Source organism: Roseobacter sp. HKCCD6576-2, assembly GCF_013179285.1.
GTDB lineage: Bacteria > Pseudomonadota > Alphaproteobacteria > Rhodobacterales > Rhodobacteraceae > Rhodophyticola > Rhodophyticola oceani.
Map to the genome: position 1 here is coordinate 682629 of NZ_WVNW01000002.1, position 18340 is coordinate 700968.

The window sequence follows — 18340 nt, forward strand, 5'->3', positions numbered from 1 at the left end:
CCCCAGACAACGCCCTAACTGGCTTGCATCCATCACAACCAATCCCGCTCTTCCATGTGCCTTCTCAAATTCAAACGGTAGGCTTTCAAACGCTTCAACACCTCGCCCCATAGATCAGCTTTGGTTTTGGTGGAAACCACCTGACCGCCCAGACTTGTGTTAACTATACCGAACCGGCGCAATTTCGGGCCCAGTTCCCATTCATAACGGTCTGGCAGGTCCATTATTGCGAAACCAAATTCCTCGCATGCCTCACGCGCCTTATCGGACCACGCGAAGGCTTCCTCGCCGCCCTCGCGATCACCTAACTTGAACCGATCCTTTCCGATGGCCTTGAGCTCGCTTCGAAGCGCCATTAACGCATCAACTTCTGTTGCAAAAAAAGACTTGTCGATCTCCTGCTCCGCCGCAAACCAAGCTCCTAGCTCGTCGGTCAACAGCCCCATCAGACGAGCGGAGGCGAGCAGCCCCGCCGCATCTCCGGCAGTGGCCAGCCGATACAACTCAGTAACGGCACCTGCCGTATTCAGATCATCAGCGAGTGCATCAATGACTACGGCAGAAGCGCTGGCGGCAGGTTCAGTTCCGGCTGTCAGCGTTCGCCACTTGCGCAAGGTAGCCTGGGCCTCCTTCGCCTTCTTTTCGGTCCAGTCCATTGGCTTGCGGTAATGGGTGTGTAGGAACACAAAGCGGATCACCTCGCCCGGCACACCCTGATCCAACAGGTCCCGCACGGTGAAGAAATTGCCCAAGCTTTTGGACATCTTCTTGCCCTCGACCTGCAACATCTCATTATGCATCCAGACCTTTGCGAACCCGCCGCCCGGATGGGCGCAGCACGATTGCGCGATCTCGTTTTCATGGTGCGGGAATTGCAGATCAATCCCGCCGCCATGGATGTCGAAACTCTCGCCCAACAGCTCATAAGACATGGCCGAGCATTCGATATGCCAGCCCGGTCGCCCCCGACCCCAAGGGCTGTCCCAACCAGGCAAATCCTCGGTCGACGGCTTCCAAAGCACGAAATCCATCGGGTCTTCTTTGTAGGGCGCCACCTCAACCCGCGCGCCCGCGATCATGTCATCGACTGATCGGCCCGACAGCGCGCCATAGGCCTCGTAGGACCGCACCCGGAAGAGCACATGGCCCTCAGCTTCATAGGCATGGCCCTTGGCAACGAGATCCGCGATCATATCGACCATTTCCTGGATGTAATCGGTGGCACGCGGCATATGGGTCGGCTCCAACGTGCCGAGTGCGCCCATATCGTCGAGATACCAGCCAATCGTCTCTTCGGTGATCTCGGAAATCGGGCGCCCCGTCTCGGCGGCGCGGGCGTTGATCTTATCCTCCACGTCCGTGAAGTTCCGCACGTAAGTGACTGCATTCGCGCCATAAACCTGGCGCAGTAGCCGGAACAGCACGTCGAACACCACCACTGGCCGGGCATTGCCCAGATGCGCCCGATCATAAACCGTCGGCCCGCAGACATACATCCGCACATTCTTCGGATCGAGCGGCTCAAACCGCTCCACGGTCCGGGTTTTCGTGTTCTTCAGACGGATCTCAACCATCAACTCTCGCCTTCTTCGGTCCACAAACGTGGGGTGCCCGGCGGACCTAGCAGCTTCAAGATGTAAGGAAAACAAAGAAGACCGGCCCGCCGACATATGTCAGGTGGGAATGCAAATCCCGCAAATCTGGGTCATCTTCTTGATCATGGGCTTCGTGATACGCGCGGAGAGCACCTGAATCAAGCCTCTTGCCTTCGGCTTTGCCCCATGCCCATCTGCGCCCGAGTCCCAAGATCAAGGAATACCGATGCAACCCTCCACCCGCATCCGCACGCTCACTGGCACCGAAGACGATGGCTGGGGCCTTTTCATCCGGGCCCGGGCGATGATCGCGGCGGGCGAAGAGGTATTGGAGCTGACGATTGGGGAGCACGACATCCGCACCGATACCCGAATTCTGGAAGCGATCTTCCGCTCGGCCAGGGATGGGCATACGGGTTATGCGATGGTTCCCGGCATCCCGAAACTTCGGGAGGCAGTGGCCAAACGCCTGAGCGACCGGACAGGCGTACCAACCACGCCAGACAACATCCTGATCACCCCGGGCGGTCAGGCCGCGCTTTTCGCGTCGCACCATGCGGCCTGCGATCAAGGGGATCGCGCGCTCTTCATCGACCCCTATTACGCCACCTATCCCGGCACGATCCGCGCCGTGGGTGCCGAAGCGGTCCCGGTGCAGGCCCGCCCCGAAGACGGGTTCCAGCCGCGGAAAGGCGTGCTGATGGAGGCCGCGCAAGGCGCGCAGAGCCTGCTGATCAACACGCCCAACAACCCCACAGGCGTCGTCTACACTCCCGATACCATTGCCGGAATTGCGGAAGTTGCCGAGGCGCAAGACCTCTGGCTGATCTCCGACGAGGTCTATGACACGCAAGTCTGGGATGGCCACCATATCAGCCCGCGCGCCCTCCCCAGTATGGCGGAGCGAACGCTTGTGGTTGGATCGCTCTCAAAGAGCCACGCGATGACAGGATCGCGGCTCGGTTGGGTTGCGGGGCCGGCAGAGGTGATCGACCGGCTGATCACCTTGGCGACGCATACGACCTATGGCGTGCCGGGTTATATCCAAGATGCCGGGCTTTACGCGCTCTCCTTGGGTGCGGAATTCGAGGCTGAGATTGGCGCACCCTTCCGTCGCCGCCGCGACATCCTGAACGCCCTTTTGGCGGGGCAGCAGGTGATCCGCGCGGTCCCGGCGCAAGGCGCGATGTATGCGATGCTGGATATCCGCGCCACGGGTCTGACCGGCGAGGGTTTTGCCAATGCCCTGCTCGATGCCGAGAAAATCGCCGTCATGCCGGGCGAAAGCTTCGGCGACGCCGCGGCGGGCCATATCCGTGTGGCGCTGACCCTGCCAGATGACGCCTTCGCCGAGGCGGCCAGCCGGTTGATCCGCTTTGCAACCGCCCGGGCCGCGACCCCCGCCGTGGAATAAACGCCCGATTTCCGGCAGCAAGGCCGCATATCCCGCGTTAGGGTGGTGCCATGCTGATGACCACACCTGATTCTGACACGCTGTATGAGGCGTTGCTGACCCGAAATCCGGCCTATGACGGCCAAATCTTTGTGGGTGTCAGCTCGACCGGCGTGTTTTGCCGCCTCTCCTGCCCCGCCCGCAAACCGAAGCAGGAGAATTGCCGCTTCTTCGACAGCGCCGCCGCCTGTCTCGGCGCCGGGTTTCGGCCCTGCAAACGGTGTAACCCGCTGGCGCATCCAGAACCGATGGTGACGCGTTTGATCGACGCGCTGGAAGCGAACCCGACGCATCGCTGGTCGGAAGCGGATATCAAGGCGATGGGCGTCGATCCATCCACCCTCCGCCGGGCCTTCAAGCGCGCCTTTGGTCTGAGTTTTCTGGAAATGGCGCGCCATCGCCGCTTGGCCGCCGGGTTCAGCACGCTGGCGGAAGGCGGGCGGGTGATCGACGCGCAACTCGACGCCGGGTTCGACTCGCCCGATGCATTTCGCCAGGCCGTGACCCGGCTTCTCGGCCTGCCACCCGGTCAACTGCGGAGCGGCGGTCCCCTCACCGCCGATTGGATTGCCACGCCCCTTGGGCCAATGATTGCCGTGGCCAGTCTGCACGCCTTACATCTGCTCGAGTTCATCGATCGCAAAGGTCTGCCGAAATCGCTGCAACGGCTTCTGAAAGACAGCCACGGCAGGTTGGCGCTCGGGCGAAATGATGTGATCGACCAGGTGGAGGCGCAGCTCACACGCTTCTTCGACGGCACAGAGGCGCGGTTCGATATTCCGCTGCGCCAACCGGGCACGCCCTTTCAGCAACAGGTCTGGACCGCGCTGCAAACCATCCCGGCAGGGACACGGAAGAGCTACAGCGACCTCGCGACGATCCTCAACCGCCCCGAAGCCGTCCGCGCCGTGGCCCGCGCCAATGGTGCCAACACCATCGCGATCCTTGTCCCCTGCCACCGGATCACCGGGGCAGATGGCGCGCTGACCGGCTATGGCGGCGGGCTTTGGCGCAAGGATCAACTGCTGAAAACCGAACTCAGTTATGCCCGCCCACCACAGGAGACCCCATGACCCGTCACGACCCCGGCCCCGCCTTCCGAGCCCTGCATCAGCCTGGAAATCCCTTCATCCTCGCCAATGCCTGGGACCAGGGCAGCGCCAAGATGCTGGCGGATCTGGGTGCGCAGGCAATTGGCACCTCTTCCTCCGCTCATGCTTTCACCCTTGGCCGCCCTGACGGCGGCACGGTCACCCGTGATGAGGCGCTGGCCCATGCCGCCGATCTGGTCGCGGCCACGCCCCTGCCGGTCTCCGGTGATTTCGAAAACGGGTTTGGCGATGCGCCGGAAGACTGCGCGGAAACGGTGCGCCTCTCGGTCGAGGCCGGGCTGGCCGGGCTCTCAATCGAGGACACCGCCCTGCCCGAGCAAAGCCCTTACCCGTTTGATGACGCCGTCGCACGGATTCGCTCCGCTGTGGCCGCCGCCCGCGCCGCGCCGCGCGATATCGTGCTCTGCGCCCGGGCCGATGGCGTTCTGACCGGGCAGTATGACATGGACGAAGCGATGCGCCGATGTCTGGCCTATGCGGAGGCGGGCGCCGATTGTGTCTACACGCCGATCCCGCCAAGCATGGAAGACCTGGCCCGGCTCTGCGCCGCGAGTCCTGCGCCGGTAAACGCCCTGGCCGCCGGCCCTTACACCAAGGTCAGCCGGGCCGCGTTTGCCGCCGCTGGTGTGGCTCGCATCTCGCTTGGTTCGGCACTGGCCAGCGTCACCCATCGGGCAATCTATGACGCCGCCACTACGATGTTTGATGACGGTGATTTTTCGGCTCTGGCGAACGGGTTTGGGGGCCGGAAATTGGCCGCGATGCTCACCGCACCGACCAAATAGAAAAGCGGGCGCTGGTCATCCCAACGCCCGCTCCTGGATTATACACTGGATCAGAAGCGATACGACACACGCGCGCTGACCGTGGTCACATCAACGTCGATGCCGGTGGAGTCGAAATCCTCGAACTCATGGTAGAGAACCTCGCCACCGACCAACCAGTTGTTGCCGAGGTCATAGGCCACGCCCGCACCGGCGAGCCAGCCGGTATCGTCCCGATCGACGCCGCCAATCTCGGCATTGGCCTGCGCCGCACCGACGGTGCCATAGTAGAGCCAATTGCCCGCATCGAACCCGGCGCGCAATTTCAGGCGGAGGACATCGTCAATCGAGCCTGCGCCTGCATCCAAATCGAACTCGGTAAAATCATAATCAACTTCGGCACCGATCACGGTATTGCCGAAATCCCAGTTATAGCCGGCGTGCAAGCCGCCAAAGCCACCGTCTCCATCGACGTTTGCAGCGCCGCTGGTGCCGACATCGCCATAGCCAAGCTGACCACCGGCATAAAACCCGGTCCAGTCATTGCCAGCGAAGACCGGCGCAGCTTGGGTCACCACCATCGGCTCCGGCTGCGGTTCCTCCAGGTTCCCTGCCAAGGCCGGGCCTGTTCCGGCGACCACGGCCACAGCCATGGGCAGAGCGAGAAGAGATCGTTTACGCATCGAGCGACTCCTTTTCATTATGTCTTGCGCGATGCGGCAAACTTGGGGACGCGGCGGGCCAAAAGCGATGCAGATTTCGATCATCTTTTTGAACCAGATCGGCAAAATCGCCAATCTGGCAAGGCTTCGCCGCCAGTTTTGCGGGGTTTCGGCTGACCTTAGCCGAGGGCCGCGGCCTCACGCGCAAGTGACGTGATTTGGCCCCAATCCCCCCTTGTCACCGCATCTTTTGGGGCAACCCAGCTTCCCCCGGCGCAAATCACATTGGCTAAACTGAGGTAGTCTTGGGCGTTTCTGGGTGACACACCGCCGGTTGGACAGAAGCTCACCTGCGGGATAGGCGCGCCAATGGCTTTGAGCGCCGGCGCGCCGCCTGACGCCTCCGCCGGGAAAAATTTCAGCATGTCATATCCGCGTTCATAAAGCGCCATCACTTCGCTGGCTGTCGCAGCACCTGGCAGAAGCGGCAAGTCGGCCTCTTCACAGGCCGCAAGGAGCCGATCCGTTGCGCCGGGCGAAACGCCGAACTGCGCGCCCGCCTCTTTCGCCGCCGCCACATCCGCCGGGGTCAGAAGCGTGCCCGCGCCAACGACACCGCCGGGCACTTGCGCCATCTCGGCAATCACCTCCAGCGCTGCCGGGGTGCGGAGGGTGACCTCCAACGCGGGCAAACCGCCGGCAACGAGCGCCTCGGCCAGGGGCCTTGCTTGCGCGGCGTCTTCGACAACAAGCACCGGGACAATCGGGGCCAAGGCGCAGATTTCTCGGGCTTTCTTGCTCGCTTGTTGCGGGGTCAATGGATCATCCTTTCGGCTCGGGCACGCGGCATTTTTCGGATGCCTCCGGCGGGGATATTTATAAAGCAGAGAAGATCAGACCACCACGCCCGCGCCATCGGTTGCGGAGCCTGCGGTTTGGCGAAATATCTCGAACATCTCGCGGCCAATCCCGTGGCTGTTGGCGCTGAGATCCGGTGTGGCAGCGGGGCGATCGGCGACACCTTGGGTGAGGACGTCCAATGTGCCTTTGGTGGCGTCGACGCGGAGGAGATCGCCAGTCTGCAATTTGCCGATGAGACCGCCATCCAGCGCTTCCGGGGCGACATGGATCGCGGAGGGCACCTTGCCGGACGCGCCCGACATTCGGCCATCTGTCACCAGCGCGACCTTGTGGCCGCGGTCTTGCAGGACCGCGAGGATCGGCGTCAGCGCGTGCAGTTCTGGCATCCCATTGGCCTTTGGACCTTGGAATCGGATGACGACCACAACGTCGCGATTGAGTTCCTTGTTTTGGAAGGCTTTTTTGACATCCGCCTGATCTTCGAAAACCATGGCAGGCGCTTCGATCACATGGCGTTCCGGCGCGACGGCAGACACCTTCATGATGCCACGCCCGAGATTGCCGCGCAGCTCGGCCAACCCGCCGGTGGCCTGAAACGGATCGGTGGCTGGGCGGAGGATTTTGGGGTTCAGGCTCTCGCCCGCGCCTGTTTCATAGGTCAGGGCGCCGTCCTTCAGTTTCGGCTCTTCGGTGTAGCGGCGAAGCCCGGTGCCTGCGACGGTTTCGGTGTCGGAGTGCAAGAGGCCCACATCGAGCAGCTCACCAATCATATAGCCAAGCCCGCCTGCGGCGTGGAAATGGTTCACATCGGCCAAACCGTTTGGATAAACCCGCGCCATCAGCGGCGTCGCCGCCGAGATATCGGCGAAATCCGTGCAGTCGAGGATCACCCCCGCCGCGCGCGCCATGGCGACCAGATGAATGACCAAATTGGTCGAACCGCCGGTCGCCATCAGCCCGACGATCCCGTTTACGAAGGCTTTTTCATCGAGGATGTCACAAACCGGGCAGTAGTCATTTCCGAGTCCAGTGATCGAGACGACGCGTTCGGCAGCCGCAGCGGTGAGCGCCTCGCGAAGCGGCGTTCCGGGGTTCACGAAAGATGCGCCGGGAAGATGCAACCCCATGAATTCCATCAACATTTGGTTGGAGTTGGCCGTGCCATAGAAGGTGCAGGTGCCGGGGCCATGATAGCTGTCCATCTCGGCCCTCATCAGCGTTTCGCGTCCGACTTCACCCGCTGCAAACTGTTGTCGAACCTTGGCTTTCTCATCATTGGGCAGGCCGGAGACCATCGGGCCTGCGGGAATGAAGATGCCGGGGAGATAGCCGAACGTGGCCGCCGCGATCACCAAGCCGGGGACGATCTTGTCGCAGACACCGAGATAGACCGCCGCGTCAAAGGTGTTGTGGCTGAGCGCGACACCGGTGGCCAGTGCGATGACGTCGCGTGAAAACAGGCTCAACTCCATGCCGACCTGGCCCTGGGTCACGCCATCGCACATGGCGGGCACGCCGCCCGCAACCTGCGCCGTGGCCCCGGCCGCCCGCGCCGCGGCCTTGATCTTTTCCGGATATGTTTCAAAGGGTTGGTGGGCAGAGAGCATGTCGTTATAGGCGGTCACGATACCCAGATTGGGTGCGCGTTCCGCCACCAAGCTGCCCTTGTCATCGCCCATCGCAGCATAGGCATGGGCCTGGTTGCCACAGCTCAGATGCGCCCGGCGCGGGCCGTCTTCGGCGGCGCGACGCATCCGCTCAAGATAGGTCCTGCGGGTCTCGCGCGAGCGGGTTTCGATACGGTCTGTGATCTGGGCAATGCGGTCGTTAAGCGGCATGACTCGCTCCTGGGTTCCGATGCGCGCTGCATAACATGTTAGCGCTAACGGTGCCAGAGGGTTTTCCGCCGCAGCCCGGACCATAGGTTACGAAAATTAGGCGATCCGGAATTTTTCGTAACCTATCCGGTGGTTTCTTTAGGAGGTGTTCACGCGGGCATGCGTAGCGCGCCGTCAAGCCGGATCGTTTCGCCGTTCAGATAAGGGCAGGACATGATGAACCCGGCCAGCCGGGCGAACTCTTCGGGTTGACCCAGGCGTTTGGGGAAAATCACATCGGCCGCAAGGCCATCCATGATCTCTTGCCCCAGACCCTCCAGCATCGGCGTGCGGAAAATCCCCGGTGCGATCGCCATGCAGCGGATGCCGAGCGAGGCCAGATCCCGCGCGATCGGCAGCGACATGCCCGCGACGCCCGCCTTGGAGGCTGCATAAGCGGCCTGGCCCTTTTGCCCGTCGAAAGCCGCGACCGAGGCGGTATTGACGATCACGCCACGTTCGCCATCGGCATTCGGCGTGTTTTTGACCATCTCGGCACCGGCGAGCCGCAAGACGTTGAAGGCACCGACGAGATTGATGTCGATGGTTTTCTGAAACTGCCCCAGGGGGTGCGCGCCGTCGCGGCCCACGGTTTTTGCGCCCGTCGCGATACCGGCGCAGTTGATCACGGCGGTGATCCCGCCCATGGCCGCGCTGGCCTCCGCAACGGCTTTGGCCACGCCCTCTTCCGAGGTCACGTCGGTTTCGACAAAAGTCACGCCGGGCAGCTCCGCCGCGATGGCTTTGCCGCGCGCAGCACCCAGGTCGAAGATCGTAACGTGCCCGCCCTGCCCGGCCAAATACCGGACGCAGGCCTCACCCAGGCCCGAGGCTCCGCCGGTGACGATGGATTTGCTTTGGGTAATGTCCATGGCGTTGCCCTCCCAAGAATTGAACAGGTGTTCAGTTACAAGAAATGAGCAGGCCGGTCAATTCAACGCGGGCGGCGTCCGCCGACGCGCTTAATGTGGCTGCACGCCCGGCAAGAACACGCCCTGATCCCGGTAGAGCAGCGACACGCCGTCTTTGAAAACATGCACCTTTTCGGGCGCGGCGGTGAGTTTCACCATTTGACCGCGCAGGTCTTTGTGGATGCCTGCGAGCTTACCGATCACCGGGTCATGGTCCGGCGCGGATTTTTCGAAATAGAGCAGCGTGACCTCGCCCAGGGCTTCGGTGATATTCACCCGAGCCTGATAGGCGAAATCAGCGGCGTCCGTTTCGATCATATCCTCGGGCCGGATACCGACCTCAACAACCGCCCCCATATCTTCCGGTTTGGAGGGGTAATGAGAGGTGATCGTGCCGCCGCCCTCATTGAGTTTCAGCGTCGTCGTCTCACCGGTGCCAACGATCTCGCCGCCAAGCAGGTTCATCGCCGGGGAGCCGATGAATTGCGCGACGAATTTCGAGTTAGGACGCTCATAAAGGTCAAGCGGGCTGCCCACTTGCGCGATCCCGCCCCCGGCCAGAACCACGATCCGCGAGGCCAGCGTCATCGCCTCTACCTGGTCATGGGTCACATATATCATCGTCGAGTCGGGCATCTGCTCTTTGAGTTGCGCAATCTCGATCCGGGTCGCGACGCGGAGCGCGGCGTCGAGATTGGAAAGCGGCTCGTCGAAGAGATAGACCTTGGGGTCTCGCACGATGGAGCGGCCAATGGCCACCCGCTGCCGCTGCCCGCCCGAGAGGGCCTTGGGCAAACGGTCAAGGAAATTGGTGAGTTGCAGCTTCTCGGCGGCGGCTTCGACCGCCTCATCAATCTCGGCCTTAGATTTACCGGCGATTTTCAGGGCGAAGGCCATGTTATCGCGCACCGTCATATGCGGATAGAGTGCATAGGATTGGAACACCATCGCAATGCCGCGCTCAGACGGGGGCACGTCATTGACCACCTGGCCATCAATCTCCAATGCGCCGCCGGTGATCTTTTCCAACCCCGCCACCATCCGCAGCAGCGTGGATTTCCCGCAGCCGGAGGGGCCGACAAAGACGATCAACTCGCCAGTGTCAATCTCCAGGTTGATATTGCTGAGCACCTGCACGTCGCCATAAGCCTTTGCGACATCGGTCATCTTGAGCTCGGCCATTGGTGTCTCCTCCCTTTTGTCTTTTGCGGCGCTTAGGATGCGCTGTCTTGAACGCCGAAATAGGCTTGGTATGGGGGCAGCGTGACCGCCCCGTCATCGGTGGATGCGGCGGCAAACGGCGCGCCTTTGTCTTCGCGCCAGTCGCCCGCCGGTAGGTTGATCCGCTTTGAGGTATCGGTGAGGTTGAAGGCGCAGAGGATCTGCACGCCCTCATACGCCCGGATGAACGACACGATGCCATCCGCCGAGGCCACAAAACGGAAATCGCCTTTGGCCAGAACCGGATAAGACCGGCGGAAGCGGATCATCGCGGTGTAGAAGGCCAGAGTACTGCCAGGCTCGGACTCTTGATTGGCGACGGAGCGGTTGAGATGCTCCACCGCCATCGGCAGCCACGGCTTCGCATCGGAAAAACCGCCATTTTGATTGTCGCTGACCCAGGGGATCGGCGTCCGGCAGCCGTCGCGGCCTTTGAATTTCGGCCAGAAGCGGATGCCATAGGGGTCTTGCAGATCGTCATAAGACACATAGGCCTCGGTCAGGCCAAGCTCTTCGCCCTGGTACAGGCAGACCGACCCGCGCAGGCAAAGCAGCAGACCTGCATAGAGCCGCCGCGCCTCTTCGCCCAGATTCCAGCGCGAGGGGTGGCGCACAACGTCGTGGTTGGAGAAGGCCCAACAGGCCCAGCCATCACCAATGGTCTCCTCATAATCGGTGATCACCTGCCCGACCCGTTCGGCGGTGGGCGCGATGCCGGAGAGGAACTCGAACGAATAGCACATATGCACCTTGTCGCCGCCCGAGGTGTAATCGGCCTGAATTTGCAGCCCATATTGGCCATCGCCCACCTCGCCCACGGCGGTGGCGGCAGGGTATTCATCCAAGAGCGCGCGGAACCGGCGCAGGAACTCCAGGTTCTCCGGCTGGTTCTTGTCATAGAGGTGATCTTGCCAGTTATAGGGGTTCACCTCGGGCGCAATCGTGGCGTTGCGGGCTTCGGGTGCCAACGCAGGGTTGTCGCGCAATTCCGGGTCGTGGAAGTAGAAATTGATCGTATCAAGGCGGAAGCCGTCAACGCCGCGGTCGAGCCAGAAGCGGGCCACGTCGAGCAGTTCTTGCTGCACCTGGGTGTTGTGCAGGTTTAGGTCGGGCTGCTGCTTGAGGAAGTTGTGCAGGTAGTACTGCATCCGCTCGCCATCCCATTCCCAGGCTGACCCACCAAAGATCGACAGCCAATTGTTGGGCGGGCTGCCATCGGGTTTGGCCTCGGCCCAGACATACCAATCAGCTTTCGGGTTGTCGCGGGAGGCGCGGGATTGCTGGAACCAGGCGTGGTGATCCGAGGTGTGGCTGAGCACGAGATCGATTAGCACTTTCAGACCCAACTCATGGGCGCGCGCGATCAAAGCGTCGAAATCGCCAAGCGAGCCGAACATCGGGTCCACATCGCGGTAATCGCTCACGTCATAGCCGAAATCGAGCATGGGCGAACGGAAGAACGGGCTGATCCAGATTGCATCGACACCCAGATCGGCAATATGCGGCAACCGGTGAATGATGCCGGTCAGATCGCCAATCCCATCATGGTTGCTGTCCTGGAAGCTCCGGGGGTAGATCTGATAGATCACCGCCCCGCGCCACCAGTCTTTGTCATGCGCCAGCACGGTTTCCGGCGCGAGATCCTGCATCAGGTTCATTCGTTTCGTCCGACCTTATTTTACGGAGCCGGCCAGGAGACCGCGCACCAGGTAACGTTGCATTGAGAAGAAGACGACCAGCGGCACGGCGATCGACACGAAGGCGGCAGCGGCCAAGATACCCCAATCGCCGCCGCGCGAGCCCAGAAGGTCATCGGCGATCCGGACCGTCATAACCCAGCTTTCATCGGAGGACGGCAGGAAGACTTTCGCCACCAGCAGGTCATTCCAGGTCCAGAGGAACTGGAAGATCGCGAAACTGGCCAGCGCCGGGAACGAGAGCGGCAGAATGATTTTGGTGAAGATCTGGAAATCCGTCGCCCCGTCGACCTTGGCGCTTTCGATGATGTCGCGCGGCAGGCCCACCATGTAATTTCGGAGCAGATAGATCGCGAGCGGCAGGCCAAAGCCCGTATGGGCGAGCCAGATGCCCACAAAGCTCTGCCCGATGCCGACCTGCTGGTGCAGGCTCAGGAGTGGCACGAGCGCCAATTGCAGGGGCACCACCAAGAGTCCCACCACCGCCGCGATTAACAGCCCCCTGCCCGGGAAATCCATCCAAGCCAGGGCATAGGCCGCGAAGGCCGCGATCAAGATCGGGATCACCGTGGCGGGGATTGTCACCGTGAGCGTGTTGATGAAGGCCTGGCCCATACCATCGCCGCCGAGCACCGTGTTGTAATTCTCCGTGGTGAATTCCGGCGGCGTTTCGGCCACCACATAAATCCTTGGCGGGCGATCCCCCGGCTCTTCATTGGTGGTGAAGACATAGGAGCCGTCCGCATTGACCACCAACGTGCCGCCATCGCGGTTTTCGGCTTCCTGCCCTGCTGCCGTCGCGCCCGGCTCCCGCCCGGTGATGCCAAAGGCGGCAACCGGCGGATGCTCCGACCCGGCCGGGAAGGTTTCGACCATCTCGGAGGCGTCGAAGACATTGCCCTCGATGACCCAGAGCCCGCCATCTTGGCGAACCTCCCCTTCGGCCCGCAGGCGATAGGCCTGTTCCACAGGCAGGGGTGCCTCCCACCAGGCCGAGGCCGAGATCTGATCCCGGTCGCGGAACGACGAGACCAAGAGCCCGATGGTCGGAATCAGCCATAAGACCACCAGCACGACGACCGAGATATTCACGGCCCAGGTGAGCGAGGATTTGGTTCCAGCGATGCTATCCATATCTCTGCTCCCCCTCAGCGCATTTCTTTGCGCGCTTGCACGATGTTCCAGATCATCACCGGCAGAACCACCAGCATGATCACGAAGGCCACGGCGGTCGCCCGGCCATCATCGCGGAACATGAAGCTCATCATGTAACTGGGCAAAATATCGGTGCCGAAATTGCCGCCGGTCATGGTGTAGACGATGTCGAACACCTTCAGCACCAGAATGGTGATCGTGGTCCAGACAACCACGATGGTGCCCATGATCTGCGGCACCTTGATCTTGAAGAAGACCTGGAACGGGTTCGCCCCGTCAATGATCGCGGCCTCGACAGTCTCCTCAGGGATACCTCGCAGCGCGGCCGAGAGGATCACCATGGCAAAGCCGGTTTGAATCCAGATCAGAATGACCATCAGGAAGAAATTGTTCCAAAACGGGATTTGCAGCGGGTCGAGGCTCTCCATCCCCATCGAAGCGCGCACAGCGTTGATGATCCCGATATCGGGGTCATTGGCATAGACGAATTTCCAGATCAGCGAGGCGCCGACGAAAGAGATCGCCATCGGCATAAAGATCAGCGATTTGGCGATATTGCCCCAGGAAAGCCGGTCGGTCAGCTGCGCCACCAAAAGGCCGAGGAAGGTAGCCATCGCAGGCACCACAAGGACCCAGAGGAAGTTGTTGAAGAACGCGGTGCGGAAGCCCTCATCGGCGATCAGATTGGCGTAATTGCCGAAGCCGATAAACTCGTCGCCCGCCCGGTTGTAAAGCGAGCGCAGGAAAGAGCCGACAACTGGATAAACCAGGTAGAGGCCAAGCGCGAAGATCGCCGGGAAGAGGAACAGCCAGGGGCGGACCTGATTGGCGCGGTTGATATTGCGGCCCGCATCATTGCCGCGCGCCGGGAAGATCACTTTGTCGAGCAGCATATTGGCGAAGTAGAAATAGCCGATACAGCCGCCCACACCGATGATGATGGTGATGGCACCTTGGACGAGTGGTGACATGGGGCAGATCCTCCCTGATCCCGTTTTCGGGTGTTTTATGCCCCCGACCCGCGCGGTGCGGATCGGGGAATGTCTTACGTCTTCAGGGCCTTACTGGATGGAGTTCCAGCGCTCCTGAATACCGGCAGCGACCTCAGCCGCATCCGCGCCGGTGGTGTAGTCGACCATGCCGGTCCAGAACGCGCCCGCGCCGATCTCACCCGGCATCAGGTCGGACCCGTCGAAGCGGAAGGTCGTCGCGTTCAGCAGGATGTCGTTCATCGCGCGCTGGCTATCGGTCGGGAACAGATCGGTGTTCACGCCGTTATGGGGCGTCAGGAAGCCCTGCTGCGCCATCCAGACTTCATGGGCGATCGGGGTCTGCACGAACTCGATCCAGGCCTGCGCCGCCGGCGAGTCATTGGTGATCGCCATCAGCGTGCCCGCACCCAGAACCGGGTTGCCCAGGTCTTGGCCCGCATAGGCCGGGAAGTAGAAGAACGCGCTATCCGAATCTTCTGGGAAGAAGGTTGGGATGAACGATGCCTGGCGGTGCATGTAGCATTCCGGCGGGAAGGAGAAGAGGCCGCCGGGGCTGTCGCGGAAATCTGTCGAGGCCACGGCCGCCGCGCCGCCGACGACATAATCGTCGTTCCGGGCAAAACTGCCGAACTCTTCGATTGCCGCCACGATCCGCTCATCATCGAACGGAATCTCATTGGCGACCCAGGCATCATAGACCTCGGGCGCTTGGGTGCGGAGCAGCATGTCTTCCACCCAGTCGGTCGCGGGCCAGCCCGTGGCCGCGCCAGAGCCCAGGCCAATGCACCACGGGGTGCTGCCATCGGCCACGATCTGGTCGGTCAGTTCACGCAGCTCTTCCATGCTTTCGGGAATGTCATAGCCTGCCTCATCAAAGGCTTCCGGTGAATACCAGACCAGCGATTTCACATCGACCTTATAGAAGAAGCCATAAAGCGCATCCGCGCCGTCCGGCCCGGCATAGGTGCCCAGATCGACCCAAGACTGCCCGGCAGCGTAATTGTCACGGACCCAATCGGCGGTGCCATCGGCCAGCGGCGTCAGAAAACCGCGCGCGGCCATGTCGGAGGCGAGGCCAGGCTGCGGGAAGACCGCGATATTGGGGGCGGAATTGGCCTGCGCCGCGATCACGATATCCTGTTCGAAGCTGTCAGAGCCAGAATACTGGACGGTGGCGCCGGTGGCTTCGGCGAAATAGGCGGCGACGCTTTCAACTAACTCTGCGTCGAGCCCGGTCCAAGGGCCGGTCATGGTCAGCGTCTGGCCGCTCAGATCATGGGCCGCCGCGAAAGCTTCATAGCTCTCCCAGTTAAAATCGCCCTCACCCGGAGCGAAGACCATATGGCCATCGGCCTGGGCCATCCCGGCAGTCAAAGCCAGGATCGCCGCGCCGGTGTAAAGTGAGTGTTTCATTGGTACCTCCCAAATGTCGCGCCGCCGTCGCGGTCGCGTGGTATCCCTCCACGTCAAAGCATCTTCAAAGCGCTTTGAGCTTCTTGCACCCTCCGCCAAGCGACGTCCTGAGTCAATCCATCTTGTCATATTCCCCTGAAAAATAACGGTCTATTTTGCAGGTGCAGAAAAACGCATGGATTTTGAACCTTTGACAAGCGCGGCAAGGCGCGCCTAGTCTACCCTCTGTTTTCGAAGCGCTTTGAGGCCCGAATTGGCGATGAATCTCAAACAATTGGCTGAGTCGCTCAACCTGTCCCAGACGACGGTCAGCCGGGCGTTGAATGGCTATCCGGAAGTGCGGGAGGAAACCCGCGCGCGGGTCTTGGCCGCTGCGCAGGCCGCCAACTATCAGCCCAATTCGCGGGCACGGCGCCTGGCGACCGGTCGCGCGATGACCATCGGCCATGTGATCCCGTTGACCGGCAAGGCCGAGATGGTGAACCCGATTTTCGCCGATTTTCTGGCCGGCGCTGGCGAGGTTTACGCGCGCGAGGGCTATGACCTTCTGCTCTCGATTGTCTCCGACGGCGAAGCGGAACGCGCCTATCGACAAATGGCGGCCAATGGCTCCGTCGATGGGGTGATGGTGCAATCACCACAAACCAATGACGCGCGGATTGGCCTCTTGCAGGAGCTTCGCCTGCCCTTCCTGGTCCATGGCCGCACCCAAGAGCCCGACGGGTTTAGCTGGCTTGACGTGGCCAATCTGTCGGCCTTTCGCAAAGCCACGAATTTCCTGCTCGATCTCGGTCACAAACGCATCGCGTTGATCAACGGGCAGGAAAATCTCGACTTCGCCGCGCGCCGTCGCGCCGGGTTTTGTGAGGCGATTTGGGCCCGTGGGTTGGCACCGAATCCCGATTGGATGCGCTCCGATGTGATGACCGAAGGCTATGGGTATAGCGCGGCGACCGAAATGCTGGCGGGCGATGTCTGGCCCACCGCGTTTTTGGTCTCCTCCGTCATCCCTGCGGTCGGGGTGCGCCGGGCCGTCGCCGATCGCGGTTTGGTGCTGGGCCGGGATGTGTCGCTGATCACCCATGACGATGTGCTGTCTTACCTCAACAATGACGCGGACGGGCCGGCCTTTACCGCCACACGCTCCTCGATCCGCGCCGCCGGGCGACGCTGCGCCGAGATTTTGATCAACCTCATTAACAGCCCCGATCAGCCCGTTATCCAAGAGCTGTGGGAACCCGAATTGACCGTCGGCCGCTCCACCGGGCCCGCCCCTGTCGACACCGCGTAAAGGACGTCGTGATATGAATTTTACCCGTGCAGATTTCCCCGAAGGCTTTGTTTTCGGCACCGCCACCTCGGCCTATCAGATCGAGGGCCATGGCTTTGGCGGCGCGGGCCCGACGCAATGGGATAGCTTTGCCGCCACGCCCGGCAATGTTGTGCGCGCCGAAAACGGCGCCGTGGCCTGCGATCACTACCACCGGATGAATTCGGATCTGGATTTGCTGGCTGATCTCGGCGCTGATGCCTATCGCTTCTCGACTTCTTGGGCGCGGGTTTTACCGGACGGGCGCGGCCAGGTGAATGAGGCCGGGCTGGATTTCTACGACCGGTTGGTCGATGGATTGCTGGAACGCGGCATCAAACCGGCGGCGACGCTCTATCACTGGGAACTTCCAAGCGCTCTGGCCGATCTGGGCGGCTGGCGGAACCGCGATATTGCCGGTTGGTTTGCCGATTTCACCGCCACGATCATGGGCCGGATCGGCGACCGGGTTTGGTCCGCCGCGCCCATCAACGAGCCTTGGTGTGTCGGTTGGCTCAGCCATTTTGATGGGCATCACGCGCCAGGCCTGCGCGATGTTCGCGCCACGGCGCGCGCCATGCATCACGTACTTCTGGCTCATGGCCAGGCGATCCAGGTGATGCGGGATCTCGGCATGTCGAACCTGGGCGCGGTCTGCAATTTCGAATGGAGCCAGCCGGCGCGCGAGACGCCCGAAACCCTGCGCGCCGCCGCAACCTATGATGCGATTTACAATCGCTTCTTCCTGGGCGGCTTGTTCAAACGGAGCTATCCGACCGAGGTTCTGGTTGGGCTTGGCGCGCATCTGCCCCGCGGCTGGCAAGACGACTTCGACACGATTGCCGCGCCGCTGGATTGGTTGGGGCTGAATTATTACACACGAAAGCTGATCGATCACGCGCCGGGGCCCTGGCCGAATTACCGCGAGGTGGATGGGCCGTTGGAGAAGACCCAGATGGGCTGGGAAGTGTATCCCGAAGGCCTGCGCGACTTTCTGATCCGCACGGCCACGGACTATACCGGCGACCTGCCGCTTTATGTGACCGAAAACGGTATGGCGAACCCGGACACGCATAACACCCCCGATACGGCGCGGATCGCCTACCTGACCCGGCATCTGGATGCCGCGCGCGAGGCAATTGCCCAGGGCGTTCCGCTGAAGGGTTATTTCACCTGGTCGCTGATGGACAATTACGAATGGGCATTGGGCTATGACAAACGCTTTGGCCTCGTCCATGTGGACTTCGACAGCTTGCAGCGGACACCGAAAGCATCTTATCAGGCGCTAGCTAAATGGTGGCGCTAGACGCCGCGCGTA

Annotated in this window: 15 protein-coding genes; 5 read left to right on the top strand and 10 right to left on the bottom strand. The window is 61.7% G+C overall.

The features are described from left to right. Positions 1-32 precede the first annotated feature (32 nt). Positions 33-1574: a cysteine--tRNA ligase gene (gene cysS / locus GTF44_RS10390; protein ID WP_171559550.1), complete on the bottom strand. Its 1542-nt coding sequence runs from the start codon at positions 1572-1574 to the stop codon at positions 33-35. 247 nt (positions 1575-1821) lie between these two features. Here cysS and GTF44_RS10395 point away from each other — a divergent pair, with 247 nt between their 5' ends. Genes GTF44_RS10395 through GTF44_RS10405 form a run of 3 tightly spaced genes read left to right on the top strand, consistent with a single transcriptional unit; the run spans position 1822 to position 4945 of the window. Next, positions 1822-3009, top strand: a complete 1188-nt coding sequence (locus GTF44_RS10395; RefSeq protein ID WP_171559547.1) for a pyridoxal phosphate-dependent aminotransferase — start codon at positions 1822-1824, stop codon at positions 3007-3009. 50 nt (positions 3010-3059) lie between these two features. After that, positions 3060-4121, top strand: coding sequence for a bifunctional transcriptional activator/DNA repair enzyme AdaA (locus GTF44_RS10400; protein ID WP_171559544.1), 1062 nt, complete (start codon positions 3060-3062; stop codon positions 4119-4121). Beyond that, positions 4118-4945, top strand: coding sequence for an isocitrate lyase/phosphoenolpyruvate mutase family protein (locus tag GTF44_RS10405; protein WP_171559542.1), 828 nt, complete (start codon positions 4118-4120; stop codon positions 4943-4945). Before GTF44_RS10400 ends, GTF44_RS10405 begins: the two co-directional genes overlap by 4 nt. Positions 4946-4995: 50 nt before the next feature. On the opposite strand, the gene GTF44_RS10410 is transcribed toward GTF44_RS10405, so the two are convergent. From GTF44_RS10410 to GTF44_RS10450, 9 genes are all read right to left on the bottom strand, one after another. Next, on the bottom strand, positions 4996-5607 hold the full coding sequence (locus GTF44_RS10410) for an outer membrane protein (protein WP_171559540.1): 612 nt from the start codon (positions 5605-5607) through the stop codon (positions 4996-4998). 158 nt (positions 5608-5765) lie between these two features. Next, positions 5766-6404, bottom strand: coding sequence for a bifunctional 4-hydroxy-2-oxoglutarate aldolase/2-dehydro-3-deoxy-phosphogluconate aldolase (locus GTF44_RS10415; protein ID WP_171559536.1), 639 nt, complete (start codon positions 6402-6404; stop codon positions 5766-5768). Between the two features lie 75 nt (positions 6405-6479). Then, entirely contained in the window at positions 6480-8285 is a 1806-nt protein-coding gene (edd, locus tag GTF44_RS10420; RefSeq protein ID WP_171559533.1) for a phosphogluconate dehydratase, read from the bottom strand. A 149-nt stretch (positions 8286-8434) separates the two neighbouring features. Beyond that, the gene (locus GTF44_RS10425; RefSeq protein ID WP_171559530.1) at positions 8435-9196 is read right to left on the bottom strand and encodes an SDR family NAD(P)-dependent oxidoreductase; all 762 of its coding nucleotides are present in this window, start codon (positions 9194-9196) and stop codon (positions 8435-8437) included. Between the two features lie 90 nt (positions 9197-9286). Beyond that, on the bottom strand, positions 9287-10417 hold the full coding sequence (locus tag GTF44_RS10430) for an ABC transporter ATP-binding protein (RefSeq protein ID WP_171559527.1): 1131 nt from the start codon (positions 10415-10417) through the stop codon (positions 9287-9289). A gap of 32 nt (positions 10418-10449) precedes the next feature. Continuing rightward, complete coding sequence (locus GTF44_RS10435) at positions 10450-12114, bottom strand: alpha-glucosidase family protein (protein ID WP_171559524.1); 1665 nt, start codon at positions 12112-12114, stop codon at positions 10450-10452. Positions 12115-12129: 15 nt separating this feature from the next. Beyond that, positions 12130-13287, bottom strand: a complete 1158-nt coding sequence (locus GTF44_RS10440) for a carbohydrate ABC transporter permease (protein ID WP_171559521.1) — start codon at positions 13285-13287, stop codon at positions 12130-12132. A gap of 14 nt (positions 13288-13301) precedes the next feature. Further along, positions 13302-14279 carry a carbohydrate ABC transporter permease gene (locus tag GTF44_RS10445; protein ID WP_145208580.1) on the bottom strand — a complete coding sequence of 326 codons (978 nt, stop codon included), beginning with the start codon at positions 14277-14279 and terminating at the stop codon, positions 13302-13304. A gap of 90 nt (positions 14280-14369) precedes the next feature. Beyond that, positions 14370-15713, bottom strand: a complete 1344-nt coding sequence (locus GTF44_RS10450; protein ID WP_171559518.1) for an ABC transporter substrate-binding protein — start codon at positions 15711-15713, stop codon at positions 14370-14372. Between the two features lie 259 nt (positions 15714-15972). On the opposite strand from GTF44_RS10450, the gene GTF44_RS10455 reads away from it, so the two are divergent. Both GTF44_RS10455 and GTF44_RS10460 read left to right on the top strand, forming a co-directional pair. Further along, positions 15973-17004, top strand: a complete 1032-nt coding sequence (locus tag GTF44_RS10455; protein WP_171559515.1) for a substrate-binding domain-containing protein — start codon at positions 15973-15975, stop codon at positions 17002-17004. Positions 17005-17017: 13 nt separating this feature from the next. Continuing rightward, positions 17018-18328 carry a GH1 family beta-glucosidase gene (locus GTF44_RS10460; protein ID WP_171559513.1) on the top strand — a complete coding sequence of 437 codons (1311 nt, stop codon included), beginning with the start codon at positions 17018-17020 and terminating at the stop codon, positions 18326-18328. Positions 18329-18340 lie beyond the last annotated feature (12 nt).

What these genes read in the sequence shown, in the direction of transcription:
- GTF44_RS10430 (WP_171559527.1), bottom strand. Translation starts at nt 10,417, where the DNA reads ATGGCCGAGCTCAAGATGACCGATGTCGCAAAGGCTTATGGCGACGTG.
- GTF44_RS10400 (WP_171559544.1), top strand. Translation starts at nt 3,060, where the DNA reads ATGCTGATGACCACACCTGATTCTGACACGCTGTATGAGGCGTTGCTG.
- GTF44_RS10440 (WP_171559521.1), bottom strand. Translation starts at nt 13,287, where the DNA reads ATGGATAGCATCGCTGGAACCAAATCCTCGCTCACCTGGGCCGTGAAT.
- GTF44_RS10405 (WP_171559542.1), top strand. Translation starts at nt 4,118, where the DNA reads ATGACCCGTCACGACCCCGGCCCCGCCTTCCGAGCCCTGCATCAGCCT.
- GTF44_RS10455 (WP_171559515.1), top strand. Translation starts at nt 15,973, where the DNA reads ATGAATCTCAAACAATTGGCTGAGTCGCTCAACCTGTCCCAGACGACG.
- GTF44_RS10460 (WP_171559513.1), top strand. Translation starts at nt 17,018, where the DNA reads ATGAATTTTACCCGTGCAGATTTCCCCGAAGGCTTTGTTTTCGGCACC.
- GTF44_RS10395 (WP_171559547.1), top strand. Translation starts at nt 1,822, where the DNA reads ATGCAACCCTCCACCCGCATCCGCACGCTCACTGGCACCGAAGACGAT.
- GTF44_RS10445 (WP_145208580.1), bottom strand. Translation starts at nt 14,279, where the DNA reads ATGTCACCACTCGTCCAAGGTGCCATCACCATCATCATCGGTGTGGGC.
- GTF44_RS10425 (WP_171559530.1), bottom strand. Translation starts at nt 9,196, where the DNA reads ATGGACATTACCCAAAGCAAATCCATCGTCACCGGCGGAGCCTCGGGC.
- GTF44_RS10435 (WP_171559524.1), bottom strand. Translation starts at nt 12,114, where the DNA reads ATGAACCTGATGCAGGATCTCGCGCCGGAAACCGTGCTGGCGCATGAC.
- edd (WP_171559533.1), bottom strand. Translation starts at nt 8,285, where the DNA reads ATGCCGCTTAACGACCGCATTGCCCAGATCACAGACCGTATCGAAACC.
- cysS (WP_171559550.1), bottom strand. Translation starts at nt 1,574, where the DNA reads ATGGTTGAGATCCGTCTGAAGAACACGAAAACCCGGACCGTGGAGCGG.
- GTF44_RS10450 (WP_171559518.1), bottom strand. Translation starts at nt 15,713, where the DNA reads ATGAAACACTCACTTTACACCGGCGCGGCGATCCTGGCTTTGACTGCC.
- GTF44_RS10410 (WP_171559540.1), bottom strand. Translation starts at nt 5,607, where the DNA reads ATGCGTAAACGATCTCTTCTCGCTCTGCCCATGGCTGTGGCCGTGGTC.